General features: G+C 39.2%; 20 protein-coding genes and 1 tRNA gene. 7 read left to right on the forward strand and 14 right to left on the reverse strand.

Going from position 1 to position 19802, the window contains the following annotated elements; genetic code table 11:
- The first annotated feature begins 9 nt into the window (after nt 1–9).
- Nucleotides 10–870 carry a prephenate dehydratase gene (gene pheA, locus FFO06_RS14305; RefSeq protein WP_137908635.1) on the forward strand — a complete coding sequence of 287 codons (861 nt, stop codon included), beginning with the start codon at nt 10–12 and terminating at the stop codon, nt 868–870.
- Here the strand turns inward: pheA and FFO06_RS14310 are convergent.
- From FFO06_RS14310 to FFO06_RS14345, 7 genes are all read right to left on the reverse strand, one after another.
- Complete coding sequence (locus FFO06_RS14310) at nt 863–1045, reverse strand: response regulator (protein ID WP_137908636.1); 183 nt, start codon at nt 1043–1045, stop codon at nt 863–865. The two genes, pheA and FFO06_RS14310, sit on opposite strands and share 8 nt — an antisense overlap.
- Before the next feature lie 15 nt (nt 1046–1060).
- Nucleotides 1061–3499: a chemotaxis protein CheA gene (locus FFO06_RS14315; RefSeq protein ID WP_370743813.1), complete on the reverse strand. Its 2439-nt coding sequence runs from the start codon at nt 3497–3499 to the stop codon at nt 1061–1063.
- 51 nt (nt 3500–3550) lie between these two features.
- Nucleotides 3551–5911 (reverse strand): methyl-accepting chemotaxis protein, encoded by a 2361-nt coding sequence (locus tag FFO06_RS14325; protein WP_137908637.1) that lies wholly within the window; start codon nt 5909–5911, stop codon nt 3551–3553.
- Nucleotides 5912–5927: 16 nt separating this feature from the next.
- A complete protein-coding gene (locus FFO06_RS14330) occupies nt 5928–6488 on the reverse strand; it encodes a CheW domain-containing protein (protein ID WP_137908638.1) in 561 nt (186 codons plus the stop codon).
- 13 nt (nt 6489–6501) lie between these two features.
- Entirely contained in the window at nt 6502–6867 is a 366-nt protein-coding gene (locus FFO06_RS14335) for a response regulator (protein WP_137908639.1), read from the reverse strand.
- Between the two features lie 176 nt (nt 6868–7043).
- Nucleotides 7044–7913 (reverse strand): CPBP family intramembrane glutamic endopeptidase, encoded by an 870-nt coding sequence (locus tag FFO06_RS14340; RefSeq protein WP_201275465.1) that lies wholly within the window; start codon nt 7911–7913, stop codon nt 7044–7046.
- Nucleotides 7914–8109: 196 nt separating this feature from the next.
- Complete coding sequence (locus FFO06_RS14345; protein ID WP_137908640.1) at nt 8110–8541, reverse strand: AbrB family transcriptional regulator; 432 nt, start codon at nt 8539–8541, stop codon at nt 8110–8112.
- A 469-nt stretch (nt 8542–9010) separates the two neighbouring features.
- Here FFO06_RS14345 and FFO06_RS22350 point away from each other — a divergent pair, with 469 nt between their 5' ends.
- Nucleotides 9011–9145, forward strand: a complete 135-nt coding sequence (locus FFO06_RS22350; RefSeq protein WP_265915575.1) for a hypothetical protein — start codon at nt 9011–9013, stop codon at nt 9143–9145.
- Between the two features lie 641 nt (nt 9146–9786).
- Complete coding sequence (locus FFO06_RS14350) at nt 9787–10794, forward strand: succinate dehydrogenase/fumarate reductase iron-sulfur subunit (RefSeq protein WP_137908641.1); 1008 nt, start codon at nt 9787–9789, stop codon at nt 10792–10794.
- 65 nt (nt 10795–10859) lie between these two features.
- Here FFO06_RS14350 and FFO06_RS14355 read toward each other — a convergent pair whose 3' ends face one another.
- From FFO06_RS14355 to psbX, 4 genes are all read right to left on the reverse strand, one after another.
- On the reverse strand, nt 10860–11384 hold the full coding sequence (locus FFO06_RS14355; RefSeq protein WP_137908642.1) for a TolB family protein: 525 nt from the start codon (nt 11382–11384) through the stop codon (nt 10860–10862).
- A gap of 102 nt (nt 11385–11486) precedes the next feature.
- A complete protein-coding gene (locus tag FFO06_RS14360; protein ID WP_137908643.1) occupies nt 11487–12047 on the reverse strand; it encodes a TolB family protein in 561 nt (186 codons plus the stop codon).
- A 60-nt stretch (nt 12048–12107) separates the two neighbouring features.
- Nucleotides 12108–13034, reverse strand: coding sequence for a Ycf66 family protein (locus FFO06_RS14365; protein ID WP_137908644.1), 927 nt, complete (start codon nt 13032–13034; stop codon nt 12108–12110).
- A gap of 270 nt (nt 13035–13304) precedes the next feature.
- Complete coding sequence (psbX, locus tag FFO06_RS14370) at nt 13305–13424, reverse strand: photosystem II reaction center X protein (RefSeq protein ID WP_028083398.1); 120 nt, start codon at nt 13422–13424, stop codon at nt 13305–13307.
- 262 nt (nt 13425–13686) lie between these two features.
- Between psbX and FFO06_RS14375 the strand changes: the two genes are divergently transcribed.
- Nucleotides 13687–13974, forward strand: a complete 288-nt coding sequence (locus tag FFO06_RS14375) for a YggT family protein (protein ID WP_137908645.1) — start codon at nt 13687–13689, stop codon at nt 13972–13974.
- A gap of 482 nt (nt 13975–14456) precedes the next feature.
- Here FFO06_RS14375 and accC read toward each other — a convergent pair whose 3' ends face one another.
- Nucleotides 14457–15803, reverse strand: coding sequence for an acetyl-CoA carboxylase biotin carboxylase subunit (gene accC / locus FFO06_RS14380; RefSeq protein ID WP_137908646.1), 1347 nt, complete (start codon nt 15801–15803; stop codon nt 14457–14459).
- A 278-nt stretch (nt 15804–16081) separates the two neighbouring features.
- Between accC and FFO06_RS14385 the strand changes: the two genes are divergently transcribed.
- Both FFO06_RS14385 and FFO06_RS14390 read left to right on the forward strand, forming a co-directional pair.
- Nucleotides 16082–16164: transfer RNA gene (locus tag FFO06_RS14385), tRNA-Leu, on the forward strand.
- A gap of 307 nt (nt 16165–16471) precedes the next feature.
- Nucleotides 16472–17086, forward strand: a complete 615-nt coding sequence (locus FFO06_RS14390) for a chorismate lyase (RefSeq protein WP_137908647.1) — start codon at nt 16472–16474, stop codon at nt 17084–17086.
- A gap of 139 nt (nt 17087–17225) precedes the next feature.
- On the opposite strand, the gene FFO06_RS14400 is transcribed toward FFO06_RS14390, so the two are convergent.
- Together FFO06_RS14400 and FFO06_RS14405 are read right to left on the reverse strand one after the other, a co-directional pair.
- Entirely contained in the window at nt 17226–17573 is a 348-nt protein-coding gene (locus FFO06_RS14400) for a UPF0175 family protein (RefSeq protein WP_137908648.1), read from the reverse strand.
- Between the two features lie 389 nt (nt 17574–17962).
- Complete coding sequence (locus FFO06_RS14405; protein WP_137908649.1) at nt 17963–18142, reverse strand: hypothetical protein; 180 nt, start codon at nt 18140–18142, stop codon at nt 17963–17965.
- Between the two features lie 537 nt (nt 18143–18679).
- Between FFO06_RS14405 and ccsB the strand changes: the two genes are divergently transcribed.
- On the forward strand, nt 18680–19723 hold the full coding sequence (ccsB, locus tag FFO06_RS14410) for a c-type cytochrome biogenesis protein CcsB (RefSeq protein ID WP_137908650.1): 1044 nt from the start codon (nt 18680–18682) through the stop codon (nt 19721–19723).
- Nucleotides 19724–19802: the final 79 nt, after the last annotated feature.

Consider the following 19802-nt stretch of genomic DNA (forward strand, 5'->3'; position numbering starts at 1 on the left):
TTTAAAAGTATGAATCTAAAAATTGCACATTTAGGTCCACCGGGTACTTATGCTGAACAAGCTGCCTTTTTTTATCTCAATTGGTTGCAAACTTATGAGGGTATTACCGCTCAACAAAGTTTTGAACTATGTCCCTATCCTACTATAGCTCAATCATTACAAGCGGTAATCAAAAGAATTGCAGAAATAGCTGTTGTCCCGGTGGAAAACTCCATTGAAGGAAGTGTCAACATGACACTAGATAGCTTATGGCAATTAGATAATTTAAAAATTCAATTAGCTTTAGTTTTACCCATCCAACATACATTAGTTTCCAGATCCACTAGCTTAGATAATATTAAAACTGTTTATTCTCATCCTCAAGCTTTAGCTCAATGTCAAGGGTGGTTATCACAGTTTTTGCCAAATGTCAACTTGATTGCTAGTAATTCGACGACGGAAGCGCTACAGAGATTAGAAGCAGAACTAACAACAGCGGCAATTTCCTCTAGTCGTGCGGCACAACTGTATAATTTACCTATTCTTGCCCAGGGGATTAATGATTATCCAGAAAATTGTACTCGGTTTTGGGTAGTTAGCACAGAGGAAAATAATACTATTGATTGTACACATACATCCTTAGCTTTTAGCGTACCAGCTAATGTACCAGGTGCATTAGTGAAAGCACTAGAAGTATTTGCCAGTTTAGGCATTAATCTGAGTCGCATTGAATCGCGGCCTACAAAACGTTCTCTGGGGGAATATTTATTTTATTTGGACATAGAAGCGGATGTAAATGCAGTGATGATGAAATCTGCTTTAGGGGAATTACAAAATTATACAGAAATCTTGAAAATTTTTGGCAGCTATAGAGTCTTACCAATTAGTTAGTAAAGTAGCCACTAGCGCCGAGTTGTATCGCCATTTTTCTATGTTTATCAGCACCGCGAGAGGTGAGCATGGCAACATTTAAGTGATTAATAGTACCATCACATCCGAAATTCTCTCTATCCCTGAAGGCTAATCGCCCTAGCAAGTCGGCGATTTTTAACCATGCCCGACACATTCAAATCTTCCAAACTTAGAAGGACGGGGCTTGTGTCCCATTTTTTTGGTCAACAGTAGGAGAAGCTGGGCTTTGCCAAAATTTAGATGTCTTACCTTGGGAGAGATCAATGATTTCTCCCACGTCAGCAATGGGCATAATCATCCCATCACCAAGAACTGTGGCACCTGCTAGACCAATAGGTTTAGATATTGGTCCTTCAAATTGCTTAATGACAATTTCCTGTTCACCCAAAACCTGGTCAATCTGTAAACCAAGCATCGTATTACCTGAGCGGACAACGAGTACGGAAATCATGTCATTATTTCTGTTCATGATTAATGCTTCACCAGAACCAAACTGACGATTAAAAACTAAGATGTCTTTGAGGGGTTTGACAGGAAGTTTGATACCTCGCCAGACAATAAATGATTCTTCATTAATATCTTGTTGGATTTTTTGGGAATTGGCGGGGATATTTAGAGTATCCTCCACACCATCTATTGGGAAAGCAATTTTAAATCTATCACAGGCGCATAATAAAGCTCTACAAATACTCAGAGTCTGTGGGAGAAAAATGGTAAAGGTAGTTCCTCTACCTGGTGTGGAGTCAGTGGTAACTCTACCACGAATCTGGCTAATATCATTTTCAACGACATTCAGACCCACACCCCTACCTTTGATATCATCTACCCCATCGGCGGTACTAAAGCAGGGGAGGAATAAAAGCTTATAGATATCAAAACGAGACATCGTTTTTGCCTGTTCAAACGTAATAAAACCTTTTTTGATGGCCTGATTTTTAACTTCTTGATGATCAATACCAACACCATCATCACTTACAGAAATAACGGTTTGGTTTACCTCCTGTAGGGCGCGAATGCTAATGATTCCTGTAGCTGATTTACCAACAGCTTGGCGCACTTGAGGGGTTTCAATTCCATGGGCGATCGCATTATTGAGGATATGAGTCAAAGGATATGTAAGATGATCTAAAATCATCTTATCAATCAAAGTATGGACTCCTTCCGTTACCAACTCCACTTGTTTGCCATACTTAATAGCATTATCCCGCACTCCTGGTCGCAAGCGATCAATCACTTGACTAAATGGAACCATCCGTGCTTTTGTTAGTCTTTCTTGTAGTCTACTGGTTGCTTGTCCCAACTGTCGGGTTACCTGTTCTATTTTTTCAGTAACAAATTCAATATCACTGGCTGACTCCCGAACTCCGACGATAAACTCAATCATTTCTTGGGCTAGAACATGGAAAGGCGTAAACTGGTCCATTTCGATTTCGCTAAACCCGACATGATCACCATTGTCACGGGAGCGATAACGAGAATTAGAGGCGATATTATGTTCTCTAGCGCGACGACTGGATAGGAGAGATGTTTTCAGAAGCGATCCCTCGTAGTATTCCTGCATTCTTATTCCCGCCTCTGAAAGATGCTGTACCTCAGCCAGCAGGGTATCCACTGACTGTCTTAGACGTTCATGATCCTGCTCTAGGGTGTTGCGATTTACCACCAACTCCCCGACCAAGTTGCTTATATCATCCAGTTGTTTAACGGGAACTTTTATGGTTTCCAATTCTCCCATTGTCTCACGAGTTCTATCACCTGGGATTTTGCTAGTAGCAGTTTTCCGTGATGTTGCATTGCTACCCGATAATTTTTGATACCTACTCCTTGGGGATAAATCGGACTGTGTTAACAAATTTTCCGACTCACTAAACTCATCTTCTGGTCTCAATAAAGAAAAAGGATTTTCCGACTCGACTACAGCAGATTCACCAATTACTAGTGGCTTTGAGCTAATCTGCGGTGCATTATCTTCATTTTTTCTACTCATTTCTTCATCTTCTAAGAGGAGTAAATCACTTAAATCCTGATGATTATCCTCAATTTCATTATCAGTAATTAGTAGTTGATAGTTAGTGATATCTTTTAATATTTCTTCTTCTTGCCAATTATCATCTAAAGCGTATATATCAGTTTCAAATAAATCAGCAAAGCTATTTAACTCATAAATTCCCACCTGACGATGATCATGATCAATAAATTGTAATGACTCCAGTTTTTTTCTATGTTTATTCAGCCATTTTGACATCAAAACTTCTGATTCTTGCTCTGATAAACCAACCGGATGACTAAGATTATCTATCAGGGTTTTTAATCTGTCACAGATATCCAGTAGTAAAGACTCTAAATTCAGGTCTATTTTAACAGGATGTTCTTGAAGAATCCTGAACCAATCCTCCAGACAGTGGGATGTGTGCTGAATACTGCTGAGACCTAACATAGATGCAGCACCTTTGATGGAATGGGCTGCGCGGAAGACTTCATTCATCATTTCCGAATTTCTTAGGGTAATTTCCAGATTCAGTAATCTTTGTTCAATGGTATTTAGCTGTTCTCTGGCATCTTCGAGAAAGTAACCTAAAATTTCTTGTTCTTCTTGCTGCATAGTCATTGTCTTAAATAAACAAATCATTCTCTTTGACTTGCGGTACTGATACCATCGTCAAGTCTCACCTGATTCTGGGTTAGATTCCACTCGGAAGCGTTCCACAGAGATAATCAAGTTGCGGGATACTCCCACTAAATATTGCAAAGCTTGAGCAGACCGCTGTGCTTCTTGAGAAGTTTCCTGGGCTGTTCGCTCTACAGATTGCATTACTTGTGCTACACCGCGAGAAGTTTCCCTTTGTTCTCCAGTATCATTAGTAATTGAGCGTACCAACATATCAATGTGATTTGCCACTTGAATGATATTATCTAGCGATCGCTTGGACTCTTCGGCTAATCTAGTTTGGTGAATTACCTGTTGTGTTCCCTCTTCCATAGCCATCATCACCGAGCTAGTTTCACCTTGAATTTGCATGACAATCTGTTCAATTTCCCGCAAGGACTTGGCTGATTTATCTGCTAACTGACGAACTTCATCAGCTACAATTGCAAACCCTCGTCCTGCTTCTCCCGCTCTTGCTGCTTCAATACTGGCATTGAGCGCGAGTAAGTTGGTGCGGGAAGCAATCTGACTAACTAGAGCCACGATAGAGTTGATTTCTTGGGATGATTCTCCGAGTCTTTTCACTTTTCGGCTAGTTTCCGCCACTGTTTGCCGCAGTTCCAAAATCCCTACCACAGTATTTTCTACTACTTCTCCTCCTCTTTGGGCGATTTTACTTGCTTCACAGGCTACAATTTCGGCCTCTCTTGCTGCTTCTGCTACCCGTTGGATGGAATTGTTCATTGCCTGTACGGAATTCAACGCCACAGCTAATTCTTCTGCTTGTCTTAAGGCCTCCATAGATAAGTTTCTCACAAAGGTTTCTGAGGTGCTGGCAGCTTTTGTGACATCGTGTGCTGACACTTTTACCTGTTGCACAATATTTTGAAGATTTTGAATGATCAGATTAAAGGCATCAGCTACCGCTCCCAGTCCTTCGGCTGTCACTTCGGCTCGCACTGTCAAATCTCCCTTGGCTGCCCCTTCTACCTCATCTAGAAGGCGAATTACTTGACTTTGCAGATTTTCTTTAGTTTCTTTTTGTTCAATAGCAAGACGAGCATTGTCTTGTGTTTTTGCGACCATAGACTGCACCATATTATTAAAATCAGTGGCTAACTGCCCTAATTCATCTTTTGAATAGACTGTGGCTGCCACATTGAGATTACCTTCACCTATAGCATTAAACTGACTTTGTAAATCCTTCGTGCTGCGGCTAATTTTTTTGACCATGAAATTAGTCATAAACCAGGCGGTAACTGCACCTGTAGCTCCTGCGGTTAGAGGAATTAATAAAGGCATTAACCAGTTTGTATTTCTAATTGATTCCCGTTGTTTCACAGGTGTTGTGAAGTTCGCCAAGGCACTAACAATCACTACAGCCATAACTGATACAACGCCTACAGTTCCAGCTATCCACCATTGTTTTTTCTCTAAAGAAGCATTTTCAAAGCATCCAAATAAACTTTTTTCAAGACCTACATTGGTTTCTATTTTGGCAACTTCTGATGGGGTGATATAAACGGGAATCACTTCTTGAGCTGCACTAATCGTCAATAATTCTTGATCATTATAGATTCTTTCATGAGCAAATGACTCATCAATATTTAAAACATTTTCAGAACTATCTAGGGATTCTGACAGCATTCCCATGAGTTCATGACTATCATCTTCAATAAATTCAAATACTGGTATATCACCGAGATTGTCAAATTCATCAAGGTCGTTTAAAACCTCTCTATCATTATGAATATCTCCGCCAGAAATCAATATTTTGCCAGTCATGTTTGCTTGATTTTCCCCATCGAAAGCGGCTACAAACGCTTCTAAATCAAATTTATTATCGTTATTTTTTTCTGATGATAGCCTGCGTGGCGTAGTCATGTAGTTAAGATTAAACTCCTGTTTTGGTACTATATAATTGTTGGTAAAGGAAACCCCTTTGGAGTTATCTTTTTGGCTGGGGTTAAAGTCTTCCAAAAAAGGTGAATAGCTGTCATCACCATCACTCATTATTGAACTTTCATTAGCTAAATTACTATGATCTGATATCGGATTACTTGTGATATCTTCTGGAATTAAGACAAAGGGATCATCACTCTTAGCCGCCGGTCGCTCCACAAAATTGCTGTCTAATTCGCCAATAATTGTATCAATTATTTCATCACCAGCAAGAAACGGATTTTCCAGCGAATCTAGGGGTGGTTCATATTCTGCAAAGGAATTAAGTTCACAAATATCGCCAGATTCCTCTTCACTTATCAACGGTTCATAAGATAAAGCCTCTGTAACATCGTCTTGAGAAACCTGTTGTTGATATACTGTTTTGTCCTGATTATAAGTTGGATCTTGATCATCTGTAGGTTTTGCCATTGCCTCTCTCCCAAGTTTATTCTGACCACCGCGCACTTCGTAAAATTGTTACTTGATCTAATAGTTGCAAATACTTCTTTTCTTTTTCTGTATCAAATACATAAGCACCACGCAAAAACTCAGCCTGATGATCTGGTACATGATTGAGTGGCTTCAGATGCCTTATATCCAGCCAGTCTATTCCAGAAAGTTCTGCGACTCCTAAGCCTAGTAACGTGTCTTGATCTTCAATGACAATTATGGGTATTTCTGAGCAATCTGTGTTTAATGGGATTGTTTCACCCAGAAATTGCCCCAAATCAGCGACCCAAATCAAACGCCCCCGTAAATTTAGCGTACCTAAGAGTAAGGGGGATGTATTAGGAATTTGTGTAATCCGATCTGGACTAAGTTCAATTACTTCCCGGATTCCCGTGGCTGGAAATGCAAACTCCTGACCTGAAGGTAGATAAAACCGCAAATGTAGCTCACATAATAATCCTATCTCGTCACCATGTCCTGGAGGATTTTCTAGTTGTAATTGGGGAGAGAATTGATCTTGCCCAGGGTCAGTTAAAAACTCCGAGTTGCTAACCATATTGCTTTTATCCTTATCCTCGCAAGAGTTGTTTGACTGTTCCCACCAATTCAGTTTCTTTAAAGGGTTTACCTATGTAGGCATCTGCCCCTTGCTTCATCCCCCAATAGCGGTCAAATTCTGTACTTTTAAAAGAACACATCAGCACAGGAATATTTTCGGTTTTAGGATCGGATTTTAAGCATCGGCAGAGTTCATAGCCATTCATGCGGGGCATAAAAATATCCAAAACAACTAAATCGGGAGGTGTGTTTTGAATCACCTGTAAAGCCTCTACTCCGTCTGCGGCTTGGGTGACTGTTAAACCACTAGCTTTGAGGAGGTTTGTGATTATCATTCTTTGGGAGACACTGTCTTCAACAATGAGAACTGTCATCATAACTGTTGATTTACATTTTGATTCAAATGTGCTGTTAGGCAATATAACTTGCTTTGACGGCAAAAGGAAACTATATAAATTAACTCGATCGTTTCACTAACTTACCATACAACGTCAGTTGCTAGTAGAACATGAGAATTTTACCTGCTTTGGGAGTAGGCGCACCAAAGAGATTGTTAGTTAGCTATCACAGATATCAATAACAGTGCTGCCCCTGTTGCCAAAATGGACATAATTCCTGTTAATCCCGCTAAGGGTTTTTTATTTTTACCTGTCACCCATTCAGAAACTTTATCCGTATAAGTAATTAATTTTGCTGTATCTATGGTAGCAATAGCCCATACCCAACCAGCATGAAGTCCCCATGCTATTCCTAAATTCTGGCCATCAGCTAATCTAGCCAATACTAATACCATGCCCATTAACCATAGTCCAGGAAGTTGAGGAATAGTTTCTTTTTGTTCCCATACCAAATGTAAAATGGCAAAAACTAAGCTAGAAATAATTGCCGCTAACCAAATTGAATAATTCTGCTCTAATTTGCTCAATAAAAATCCCCGAAATACAAGTTCTTCTATTCCTCCTACAAACCAAGCCACTAAGAAAATTGTCAGGAAACTAGATTGTATTAACTTGATATTAGGTTTTTCTAAATAGCACCAACCCAGACAGATTTGACCAAAGAATACTATAGCTAAAATGAAAACACCCAAGCTAAAACCAAGTAATAAAGAACGGAAAATTTCTATTTTCCCTACTAATCCATAATCAGAAAAAGAACCCAAGTTCAACCATTGAAATCCCCACAGAATTAGGGGGACTAATAAGTAAAGAGACACCAATAAAGGAACTTTTTGCTCTGGTTGCAAAGATTTGTGTATTTGCCAATTCCAGGTAATGGCTAAAATTGCTACTAATGGCAACCAACAACCTACCCAGATCATAAAAAAAGCTATGACCAAAAATACTGGTGTATGTTTAAGCAACTCCAGCAAAATATTGGCCGATGATTCTAAAAATGACAGTAGAATAGACATAAAAAACACGGCTAACTTCCCGCAAAAATATATTTCTTGATTAATAATCAAGACTCTACCAGAATTTGTCAATCATGGAAGAGTCCAAATTGTTTTTTATGTCTTATGCCACTGAAATTATTTAACTACAGCTAAGTAGTAGCTGTAGCTTTAGGGATAAATTCGTTAGTATTGACCTGAAATTGATATTTAATCAGTGAAAGAATTATTCTTCTGCGTCTGATTCATCAGCATCAGCATCATCATCAGACTGGACTAATTGTTTCTCACTTTCGCTTAACTGAATCAAGTGAATGTGTTTGTAACCTAGTCTAATTTCAAATTCATCACCGGGCTTTAAACCCATAGCTTTAGTGTAGGTTGCGCCAATCACGATTTGACCATTTTGGTGTACACTCACCCGGTATGTCGGTTCACGTCCACGGCCATCTTTAGGTGCTTCTGGGCTAAGGGGAATGCCTCTAGCTGACAGTAAAGCATCATAAAAATCTGTGAGATTAACGCGAACTTGGCTATTTTTAGTAACGGTGTAGTAACCACACTGTTTTGCTCTTTCCCGACGCGGTAAAGTTGAAAGTTCTTTAACTTTCGCTAGTAGTGTTTTTCCAGTTAATGGGGCAGTTGCAGTTTCAGTCATTATGCTCTAATTGTCCTTAATCTCTTCAAACTGATAGGGTAGTCTGGCCTTAGCCATGGAAAAATTTTCTCTGAATTTAGTATTGAGCTTTTTAGCTAAAGACCAGATTTCAGAAGCAGATAGATAGAAGGGTGATGGATGAATTTCTGCTGATATGGAAGCACTAAAATAGTCTATTATAGATAACTATAATAGCAGTTTAATTCATGGCTGCCACAGACATTAATTCCAGTAATTTTACCGCGATTTTAACCATGATTGGCCATCAGAAATTAAATTATTTTCTCTTTGGGCTGCTGAGTGCGGTGTAACTTCCAGCCACCTTTACAAATCAGGTTAGTTCTACTCCAAAAAAGTTGTAGAGCCAATAAATTACAGGTTTTTCACATTTAATGCTGACTTTTACCGCTTTGGAGTTATGGGCTTACACCTAATTCTCGTTTTTAGCTGAAGACAGCATAGTATTTGTATGTGGTCTAACGAACATACACCCTTTGATTCTACCAGTAGAGACATGATTTTTCTAGTCTCTAGATTGCGAGAAAACCACAGAAGTTTTAGCCGTGCTTATGCGGTTATTGTTCCTGATTTTGTGAGTTCGTAATTTCCTATTAAATAGTAGCATGAAATAATAATAGCAAAATATTTTGGGAATTTTAAATTTATATTGCCACTAAATTTTGATCTAAATCCCTGAAGTTGAGCGGGTAAAAAGCAGTAGAGATTTTCGCTGTGGTTGATGCTGTCAAGAGGATAATCTCAGGACTTTTATAAAAGTTAATCTGATTCAGATTGGCTGGGATTGAGAGAGTGAGTTAATGCCAGGGAATTTCTAAGGATTGGCCACAGCAGCTATCAGTGGTCAAAGACAAAAAGCGGGGGAGAAAATCCTCGCTGTTGATCACCGTTAAATTCCCAGCTCTCATAAGATTATCTACGTCTGTCTAGGGGAATAATAAATTTACCACATCTATGGGGGATTTGATAGCCACTAGCAAATATTTTCACTGGTTGTAACACTTCTATATATTTAAAGATGTAGAATTTTGATAACTAGGGCTTGACGAAATTCCTATTAAGTGTAAAGGATCAATGGTGAAGCAGTAAAGCCTATGGTTAACTTCAGCATCAAAGAAAACGATTTTTATACTTCATGCTGCATACTTCGTCCTTACCTGTGCTGATGGTTTTTGAGATATATCAGAGAAGAGAGAAAATTTGAACCCAAGATTTGGACTGATCATTATGGAAGTTATTTTTAAGATTGCTCGACAACAAGAAAATTCTCACCCTGTTTTCAAATCCTACCTTTTGCAGGTAGAACCAGGTAATACTATCCTGGATTGTCTGAATCAAATTAAGTGGGAACAAGATGGGACTCTAGCATTTCGCAAAAATTGTCGCAATACAATTTGTGGTAGTTGTGCTGTGAGGATTAATGGCCGTTCTGCTTTGGCTTGTAAGGAAAATGTAAGGGGTGAACTGGCCAGACTGGAAAAAATCTCATCATCTCACAATCAGTCTCAAACTACTCCAGAAATTACAGTAGCACCTTTGGGGAATATGCCTGTAATTAAAGATTTAGTTGTGGATATGAGCAATTTTTGGCATAATTTAGAGACCGTTGCTCCTTATGTAAGTACGGCCGGTAGACAAGTTCCTGAAAGGGAGTTTTTACAAACACCACAAGAAAGATCGCTCCTGGATCAAACGGGCAATTGTATTATGTGTGGAGCTTGTTATTCTGAATGTAATGCTGTTGAAGTCAATTCTGATTTTGTCGGTCCTCATGCTCTGGCTAAAGCATACCGCATGGTGGCAGATTCCCGTGATAGCAATACAGAACAACGATTAGAAAACTATAGCGCGGGAATTCAAGGAGTGTGGGGTTGTACTCGTTGTCTTTACTGTGATTCGGTTTGTCCCATGGAAGTTGCTCCCTTGGAGCAAATCACCAAAATTAAACAGGAAATTCTGGAGCGTAAACAGAAAAATGATAGTCGTTCAATTCGTCACCGTCAAGTTTTAGTAGACTTAGTAAAACAGGGTGGTTGGATTGATGAACGTCAATTTGGACTCCAAGTAGTTGGTAATTATTTTCGGGATCTTCAGGGATTACTTAGTATTGCACCTTTGGGGTTACGAATGCTTGTCAGGGGTAAATTTCCCCTTTCTTTTGAACCTTCCCAAGGAACTCAACAAGTGCGTTCTCTGATTGAGTCTGTACAAAATTCTGGACAAAATCAGGGTTAATTATATTCAATGATTAGTAATTTAGTCATGGGGAAGAATTTATTTTCTTCTTTCTTGACTTTTCCCTAACTTGGATCTTGACGAATATTCAATTTTCGCCCAAATCGGTCATAAACTAAAATATCCCACTGTCCATTATTACTATACTCAAAGGCAATTCTACTACCATCAGCGCTAATTGTGGGATTGCGGACTTCTCCTTGTAGATCACCTGCTAAATTCCGTAATTGACGCACATCTTGATCATAAAATACAATTTGTGTTCTTCCTTGACGACTCGCAGCAAAGACAATAAATTTACCATTTTCAGAAGCCGCAGGATGGGAAGCAATTGTATCAAAGGAATTTAATCCAGGTAAGTCTACTAAATTACGAGTTAACGTATCAAACATATACACATCTTGACTTCCTCTGCGATCGCTGGTAAATATAATATATCGGACAGATATCTGCGGGTTTAATTCCGATGCAAAACTATTAAGACTTCTTCCCCCAGAATCAAAGGGGTAACTGAGTAACCGTGGATAGCCAAAACACCCAGTTAATAGACTTGAGCAGAAAAATAAAATAATTGATATTTTGTAATTCATTGAAGCATAAAGCAACAGAAAAAATTTTAAAAAATTTTAGTTTTAATTTTAATTTTAATTTTAATTTTAGTTTTAATTTTAGTTTTAATTTTAGTTTTAGTTTTAATTTTTAATTGAAACAGTTGTACCATTAGGAATATCTAACTCAATAGTCGGACCCCTATCAAGAACCTCAATATCCCATTGTCCACGAGTAGAAGATTCAAAGACAACATAACGGCCGTCAGGACTAATACTAGGATTTCTCACCCAACCACGAAAAGTAGGAGTGAGAATTTGTGACTGTTGGGAAGCACGATCATAAAGTGCAACTACAGGTCTACCCTGGTCACTGGTCAGATAACAAATATAGCGACCCGTATAACTGAGACTAGGACTTTCTGCAATTACTGATCCTCGATTTAACCCTGGTGTGGGAATAAAAGTTTGATTTTCCAAATCATATACCAACAACTGCTGATAACGAGAACGATTGGAGATCAAAGCCAAAAAACGTCCATTTCCACTGATAGCAGGTTGTTCCTCAGTATAGCGGCTATTGAGGGAGGTAACTCCCATAGGGATATCAGCAGCATTACAAGATACTAGTAAATTTGTAGTTCCCAAAATTAGGCTCCAATAAATTGATTTTTGGAGCCAGAAACTAGGTGTAAATGTTTTCACATTCCTGTTTTTCCGTTGTCCACCCCAAATATGGCCAATACCAAGATTTTAATTTTAATTTTAAATATCGTCATTGAAATCGGAATTATCCGGCTCATTATTTGGCTTCTTAATGGGATTGTATGGTACATATTCAGTTGGGATAGCCTCATCATCATCCTGTCTTCTTGGGGGAACGGAATCTCTAGGTGGACGACGTTTTCTTGGTCTAGGAGTGGGGGTAACATCATCTTCACGGCTGTCTGGACTTTGGGGACGATTATTACTGCTATTATTGCGACGTGGTGGTTTTCTTAACTCATCTTGAGAGTTGGAACTTCCCCAATCATCAACTGTTTTGGGAGCAGAACCCCAATTTTCATCTTCATAGCCTGGGCTGGAAGGGCTAACAGAACGCCCGGAATTAGGACGACGCTTTCTTTCGCCTGAATCTGGTTTTTCCCTATTCCGTGGGCTTTGTGAACTGCGTGATGGTGCTTCATCATAATAGTCATCACGGCTAGAACGTTCATCTCGACTACCGCGAATTCTCGGACGTGGAGGAGCCTCTTCTTCTTCATAAGGTAGGGGTTCTAAATCAGCATCCATTTCCGCTTGATAATTTCGTCGCTCTGAGTAAGAGTATTTTCTACTGACTTCTCGCTCATCATCTACAATGGGAGTATTACGTTTTGCTTGTTGTGTAGCTATACTACGTAGACGAATACTTTCGACCGCAAAAAATACCGTAGAACCGACCAAAAGCAGTTGACCGAATTGTAAAATCGGGTCAAGTCGCCATCCTTGGAAGACGAGAATAAAACCACATAATAAACCAACTGCCGCAAAAAAGATATCTTGATCTCTTGACAGTTCAGGACGAACAGAACGCAGGAAGTATAGTGCTGCTCCAGCTACAGCCAAGAAAATTCCTAGAATACTGGCTGAGTTCGCTCCAAAATTTACCTGAGCCAAAACACTGGCTGAGTTTAGCCCAAAATTAATCATGACTATTTTCCTAATATTAAATCTATGTTAACGAGTTACAGTTAGTCAGCTAAAATCTAGTTAATTTTAGATACTTGTGTGGATGAGTACACAAGCATAATCACTTCACAAGAGTTAGACTTTCTACTGTTATCCTAAGTTAAATGCTCAATAGCCCATCACTACTTTAACTAGTCACAATACTATAGAATAATTCAGGAGTCTGGGGGAAATGGGGAGAATCAGGAGGAGAAAGGAGATAATTTTTCTCCAGTCTCCAGTCCCCAGGGATTAAAAACGTTGGATTTTATCTTTTTGGCTAATGAAAATTAAACCAACAGTAGCAGGGATAACGACAATTGCAGTACCCCAAACCAGACTCCAAAGAAAATTTGCTAAAGAGGGTGTCATAGTTTTCGACCTTTTTTACACAGTTTATTCTTATTTTAATCTTGGATCACTTTCTTGAAAAGCAGATCAAGATTATTTATCTAACTTAGTATTTACTTGATTGATGATCAGTTTCAAACTCAAGTCAATAACTTTGTTTTTGGATTCTGACAAGAAAATGTCACCTTATGGTTAAAATTAAAGCAAGAATCCGTTACAAAGCTTAAAGTTTTTCAGCTTGCGCCCAAGTTTTGGATTTTATCACAGATAGTAGCTAAACAACATGACCGGTGTTAACTTGACTGCTTGGGTTCTCAGTCCATTTTTGGGAGTAATGACGTTTTTGTTTATTTTCCGCATTATTCTCACATGGTATCCCCAAGTCCATCTCAATCGTCTGCCTTTTAGTCTAATCGCTTGGCCTACTGAACCATTTTTAATCCCGTTGCGGAAGTTGATCCAACCTATTGGTGGTGTAGATATTACCCCGATTATTTGGGTGGGTATTTTTAGTTTTATCAGGGAAATTCTACTAGGTCAGCAAGGGTTACTGATCATGTTATATAAGTAATAGGGGACAGGTGACAGGGGACAGGTGACAGGTGATAGGTGCTACGCCACGGGGACAGGTGACAGGTGATAGGTGATAGGTGACAGGTGATAGGGGACAGGTGACAGGGGACAGGTGCTACGCCACGGGGACAGGGGACAGGGGACAGGTGATAGGTGATAGGTGATAGGGGACAGGTGATAGGTGATAGGTGATAGGTGATATGTGATATGTGACAGGTAATAGGTGACAGGGGAGAGAAATATTCTTTTGCAACTGACCACTGACCACTGACTGAAAAAAATCGGATACAAGCCCCGTCTTTCTAGGACGGGTATGTCAATAATTAACGTAAGTTGCTAGTTAGACACAGTGTCAGAATCAGAATGTCCAAGGTTAAAGGATAAACAGGATGAAAACAGGGATTTTATCACCAATTACCAATTACCAATTACCCATTACCTATTACCAGTCTCAACTAGATAACTAGCAACTTGAGTTAATTACTGCATTTTCATGTCCTGAACAAAGCTGGTGTAAATATTACCTTGTAAAAATTGGGAGTTTTCCATGATTTTTTGGTGAAAGGGAATAGTTGTAGGAACTCCAGTAATGGCACATTCTCGCAATGCTCGTCTCATGCGGGTAATAGCGGTGGCTCTATCTGGTCCCCAGACAATTAATTTACCAATTAAAGAGTCATAATAAGGCGGAATTTGATAATCTGTGTATACATGAGAATCTATACGTACACCAGGTCCTCCGGGGGGAAGATAACCACTAATTTTACCAGGGGCTGGGCGAAAATCACGATCTGGATCTTCAGCGTTAATACGACATTCTATAGAATGTCCCCTTAAAACTACGTCTTTTTGTGTCAGTTTGAGTCTTTCCCCCTGAGCAATGCGAATTTGTTCTACTACTAAGTCTATACCAGTAATCATCTCAGTGACTGGATGCTCAACTTGTATCCGGGTGTTCATTTCCATGAAATAGAATTTACCGAATTTATCAAGGAGAAACTCGATAGTTCCAGCACCAGTGTAATGGATAAATTGGGCGGCTTTGACGGCGGCCTTTCCCATTTTTTGCCGTAAGTCGGGGTCAAGAGCCGGACTGGGGGCTTCTTCTAGGAGTTTTTGGTTGCGACGCTGAATTGAACAATCCCTTTCACCTAAATGGATCACGTTACCATAGTTATCCGCTAATATCTGAAATTCAATGTGACGAGGACGTTCAATAAATTTTTCTATATAAACGCCTGAATTACCAAAGGCTGCTCCTGCTTCTCCTTGAGCAGCTAAGAATAGTCTAACAAATTCATCCTCAGAGCGGACAAGCCGCATTCCTCTACCACCACCACCAGCAGTGGCTTTAATCATTACAGGATAACCAATTTTTTTGGCGATCGCTAGTCCTTCCGCTTCTGACTCCACTAACCCTTCACTACCGGGAACTGTAGGTACACCAGCTTTTTGCATAGTTTCTTTAGCGGTAGACTTATCCCCCATTAGTCGAATCGCTTCGGGACTAGGACCAATAAAAGCAATATGATGATCCGCACAAATTTCTGCAAATTTGGCATTTTCCGATAAAAAACCATATCCGGGATGAATAGCACTGGTGTTACGCGTTAATGCAGCCGCAATAATATTGGGAATATTCAAATAACTTTTACTGCTGGCCGGTTCACCAATACAAACCGCTTCGTCTGCAAGTTGGACGTGGAGAGCGTTTGTGTCAACAGTGGAATGAACCGCAACTGTAGCAATTCCCATTTCTTCACAAGCCCGGAGAATGCGAAGGGCGATTTCTCCTCGATTGGCAATTAATATTTTGTCAAATTTCATTTTCTAGTTAGGATATCAGTACGAGTAGATTCACATTTTCTCCCATCCTGTTAACATAAGGCTATTGCATTACTATAAATCGTGACGAGAGATCCCCAAACATAATTCTTAGCAGACTATTGGATGATGTGGCCTCCTGACTAAACCTTTTAATATCACCTTTGCTGTCACCATATTTCTGTCAGTCTTACACCCATTCAAAAAATATTTGCCAAATTTTGGGAAAATATTGTATTTGAGCATTTTTTATGTTATAGTCTAATCTGTGTTGAAATCCTGCGGATGTGGCGGAATTGGTATACGCGCACGCTTGAGGTGCGTGTGGGCATAGCCCTTGCGAGTTCGAGTCTCGCCATCCGCATTCTTACATACATTTTTTACATATAAGTTACCCGCTCCTAATGTTGTAAACATAATCCTAGGGGCGGTTTTTCAACTATTACAGCGATTTTTCCCTAGCTAGGCTGTACTGAATTCAATTTACTTTATTTGTATAATTATAGCAAGCAGGATGCCCGCACCACAATATTTATCCATATTATGGCCATATTAGGATTCTACAATTTAGCTGCATAACAGCTTAAACCACATTTTTTATCTCGCGCAGCGGCGCACAGAAAAATGAAAATTGCTATATTATGTAGATAAATGAACTTTTGTAAAGAAAATTGACTACTACTTGTAATCCCATACATAACTTAATCCTCCCTAACCCTTGGTATTCTCTAACTCCCATTTGGACCGGTGGGGAGGAGGTTGTTAAACGAGGTTTACCTCACACCCAGTTAGCTCCAGCGTGGCAATTACTGCTTTTAGGCGATGGTTCTCCGACTCGACACGTACAACTGCTGACCGGTGAGCCAACGGAGGTAGATGTGATTGATATGTCACCCATTGGTATGAGTACAGACCAGGCACCAGCTATGATGCAAATGCTACCAGGTCCAAGAATTAGAAGACAGGTATGGGTGCGAACTGCTTCCGGTCAACGTTTATACTATGCTGCTTCTTGGTGGGAAGCTAGTCATGTAGATGAATATTTACAAAACAAGTCTCTACCAATTTGGGCAAGTTTAGCGCGGTTACGGACTGAATTATATAGAGATGTACAAGGTATTTATTTTGGTAACTCAGAAGCATTAGAGACAGGTTTTCAGGAAAAAGGACCTTTTTGGGGTCGTCATTATTTATTTTGGCATCATGGACAACCGCTAACTTTGATTTATGAGGTTTTTTCGCCTTTTTTAACCAAATACTTAGGTCCGATGAATTTTGAAAGTTAATAATGTATTTCTTCCAGAGTAATTACACTAATCTTTAGGGAAGATAAATTTTTCACCCATATTAAAACACCAGGATTAGGCTGGGGTCGCACTAATTCGCTAATAATGTTCCTATCACATAAAAAAGTCATTGCGGATATTAAAAAAAGAAATTAGGACGGTCTTGACGAGAAGGAATTTCTAAAGAATAATCTTCTTCAATACAGATTTGCTGAAGTTCGTTAAAAGCATCAGCTAAAGTTTTTGTTTGTTGATCTTGTACCAAATTTTCTTGACGATAATCTAGAGAAATTTGAGATTGTTCTAAAAAATGTTCAGTTTCTTGCAGTGAAGGAAATTTTAGTAATTCTTGAATTTGGACAGCAGTCATAATTTTATTTCTATAAGCTTCTACTGCTAAAGCTTCTAAAAGTTTTTGTGGTAAATCTTGCCAGTTTTGTTGTAGTTGGTTGCCAATATCTTCGGGAATTTCGATAGTAATTTGCATATTTTTATCTTTTTTCAGAATTAGGATTTGTTTAATTATACATGATATTTTTGGTCAGAATCAGGATTTTCAGGATGAAAATAATATTCTTTTCGTGTATTCCTGTGTGTTAATTGTCTGAATCAGGATGTCCAGGATTTGAGGATTTTCAGGATGAAATTAACATCTTCTTCGTGTGTTCCTGTGTTTTATGTTTCGCGCAAAGTGGCAAAAGAGCAAAGACGCAAAGAAGAAAGTAACTGTGAGAATAATAGAAAATTATCAAAATCTCATCATTCAATTACAATTAAACATCCTGTTAATCCTTAAATCCTGTACTTCGACTTCGCTCAGTAACCATATATCCTGATTCTGACAAAAATACTATTGTTGTAATTCCCTAATTCTATTCAAAGCATTTTGGTAATCTTCATTTTCACCTTGTTGTTGATATAATTTCGCAAATCTCCTATTTCATACTTATCCGCAGCCTGAACTAAGAGATCATCAGCTTTTTGTTTTGTCGTCTTTGGTGGTTCAGAGAAACCTTGAGATAGAATACCACCGGAATTTATTCCCTTTACAGTCACATTAGAGCTATTGATCTGATCAAAATCAATTCTACCATCTTGAGTACCGACAAAGGTAACAGGTATACCTTTACTCTTACCACAGTAAAAGGTCTGACCTTTAGCGTGGGTGGGTTGGTTGGTAGTCGCAATGGTTGTGAATGCTGTCAGGGAGGCAAGGGTGACGGTTTGCGCTAACCCTATCCACCATTGACTAAATAACCTTTATTTCATAACTTTAGGTAATTTGTGCAATATTAATTTAATAAAACTCAATACTTTTGCTCTCCTAAATTATATCTAAATGTAAACAAGTTTAGTCAGGTTATGAACCAAGTTGTATTTAAAATTGCTTAATCGTGTGATTCTTTAGTCAGGGTTTAGCACTGCTAAACCCCTACACACCTGGGTTTTTATCTAAATATTTGGGTTGGGAGCGGTCAGATGAATTATCAAGGTTAATCAACGGTTAATCTTGCCAATAACTAATCCCCAAAACCAGATAGGATCAAGGTAAGCGCAATTAATTTTTCAAGTATCCACTGGAGAGAATTGTTTATGAATCTGGTTGTACTCCAGAACTGGCTAGATAACGCCTCTTTTGCTGTCTTATTCTGTACTATGTTAGTGTACTGGGTGGGAGCGGCTTTTCCGAGTTTATCGCTGACAGCGGCTTTGGGGACAGCCGGAATGGCCATTGCTAATTTGTGTATGGCTACTTTGTTGGGAGCTAGATGGATAGAAGCTGGCTATTTTCCCCTCAGTAATCTCTATGAGTCTCTATTTTTCCTGACTTGGGGAATTACCGCTGTACATCTCATTGCTGAAAATAGTAGTCGTAGTCGCTTGGTTGGTGTTGTCACTGCACCAGTAGCCATGGGAATTACAGCTTTTGCTACTCTGACTCTACCAGCAAATATGCAGGTTTCAGAGCCTTTAGTCCCAGCTTTGAAATCTAATTGGCTGATGATGCACGTTAGTGTTATGATGTTAAGCTACTCTGCTTTAATGGTAGGGGCATTGTTAGCGATCGCTTTTTTAATTGTCACTGGCGGCAAAAATATCCAATTACAAGGTAGTTCTGTTGGTAATGGCGGTTATCGCAGTAATGGTTATAAATTAATCAAAGCAGATGAGTTAGAGTTAATTACATCTACAAACACTGCGGAAACTAATGGCTTTTCACCCATGGAAAGTAATAACAACGGAAATGGCACAGCAGTTTTAAATTTAGTGACAACTACTTCTACTAAAACTACCGAAACTCTTTCACCTCAACGCCTGAATTTAGCCGAAACCCTGGATAATATTAGTTACCGCATTATTGGCTTAGGATTTCCCCTCTTAACTATCGGTATTATCGCTGGTGGAGTTTGGGCTAACGAAGCCTGGGGTTCTTACTGGAGTTGGGACCCCAAAGAAACTTGGGCGCTAATTACCTGGTTAGTTTTCGCGGCCTATCTGCATTCTAGAATCACTCGCGGTTGGCAAGGTAAAAAACCCGCAATTTTAGCCGCTGCTGGTTTTGTCGTGGTTTGGATTTGTTACCTGGGTGTAAATCTTTTGGGTAAAGGTTTACACTCCTACGGTTGGTTTTTGTAATCATCTTACCCCATAACCCCCTTAACTCTTGGGTTGAGGGGGATGTATATTATATTATCTCTTAGCCATCATTTTATAT

Origin of the sequence: Dolichospermum planctonicum (genome assembly GCF_005402965.1) — a bacterium.
GTDB lineage: Bacteria > Cyanobacteriota > Cyanobacteriia > Cyanobacteriales > Nostocaceae > Dolichospermum > Dolichospermum planctonicum.

Excerpts from the sequence above, each read along its gene's own strand:
- pheA (WP_137908635.1), top strand. The coding sequence starts at position 10 with ATGAATCTAAAAATTGCACATTTAGGTCCACCGGGTACTTATGCTGAA.
- FFO06_RS14310 (WP_137908636.1), bottom strand. The coding sequence starts at position 1,045 with ATGTGTCGGGCATGGTTAAAAATCGCCGACTTGCTAGGGCGATTAGCC.
- FFO06_RS14315 (WP_370743813.1), bottom strand. The coding sequence starts at position 3,499 with ATGACTATGCAGCAAGAAGAACAAGAAATTTTAGGTTACTTTCTCGAA.
- FFO06_RS14325 (WP_137908637.1), bottom strand. The coding sequence starts at position 5,911 with ATGGCAAAACCTACAGATGATCAAGATCCAACTTATAATCAGGACAAA.
- FFO06_RS14330 (WP_137908638.1), bottom strand. The coding sequence starts at position 6,488 with ATGGTTAGCAACTCGGAGTTTTTAACTGACCCTGGGCAAGATCAATTC.
- FFO06_RS14335 (WP_137908639.1), bottom strand. The coding sequence starts at position 6,867 with ATGATGACAGTTCTCATTGTTGAAGACAGTGTCTCCCAAAGAATGATA.
- FFO06_RS14345 (WP_137908640.1), bottom strand. The coding sequence starts at position 8,541 with ATGACTGAAACTGCAACTGCCCCATTAACTGGAAAAACACTACTAGCG.
- FFO06_RS22350 (WP_265915575.1), top strand. The coding sequence starts at position 9,011 with ATGTGGTCTAACGAACATACACCCTTTGATTCTACCAGTAGAGACATG.
- FFO06_RS14350 (WP_137908641.1), top strand. The coding sequence starts at position 9,787 with ATGGAAGTTATTTTTAAGATTGCTCGACAACAAGAAAATTCTCACCCT.
- FFO06_RS14355 (WP_137908642.1), bottom strand. The coding sequence starts at position 11,384 with ATGAATTACAAAATATCAATTATTTTATTTTTCTGCTCAAGTCTATTA.
- FFO06_RS14365 (WP_137908644.1), bottom strand. The coding sequence starts at position 13,034 with ATGATTAATTTTGGGCTAAACTCAGCCAGTGTTTTGGCTCAGGTAAAT.
- psbX (WP_028083398.1), bottom strand. The coding sequence starts at position 13,424 with ATGACACCCTCTTTAGCAAATTTTCTTTGGAGTCTGGTTTGGGGTACT.
- FFO06_RS14375 (WP_137908645.1), top strand. The coding sequence starts at position 13,687 with ATGACCGGTGTTAACTTGACTGCTTGGGTTCTCAGTCCATTTTTGGGA.
- accC (WP_137908646.1), bottom strand. The coding sequence starts at position 15,803 with ATGAAATTTGACAAAATATTAATTGCCAATCGAGGAGAAATCGCCCTT.
- FFO06_RS14400 (WP_137908648.1), bottom strand. The coding sequence starts at position 17,573 with ATGCAAATTACTATCGAAATTCCCGAAGATATTGGCAACCAACTACAA.
- ccsB (WP_137908650.1), top strand. The coding sequence starts at position 18,680 with ATGAATCTGGTTGTACTCCAGAACTGGCTAGATAACGCCTCTTTTGCT.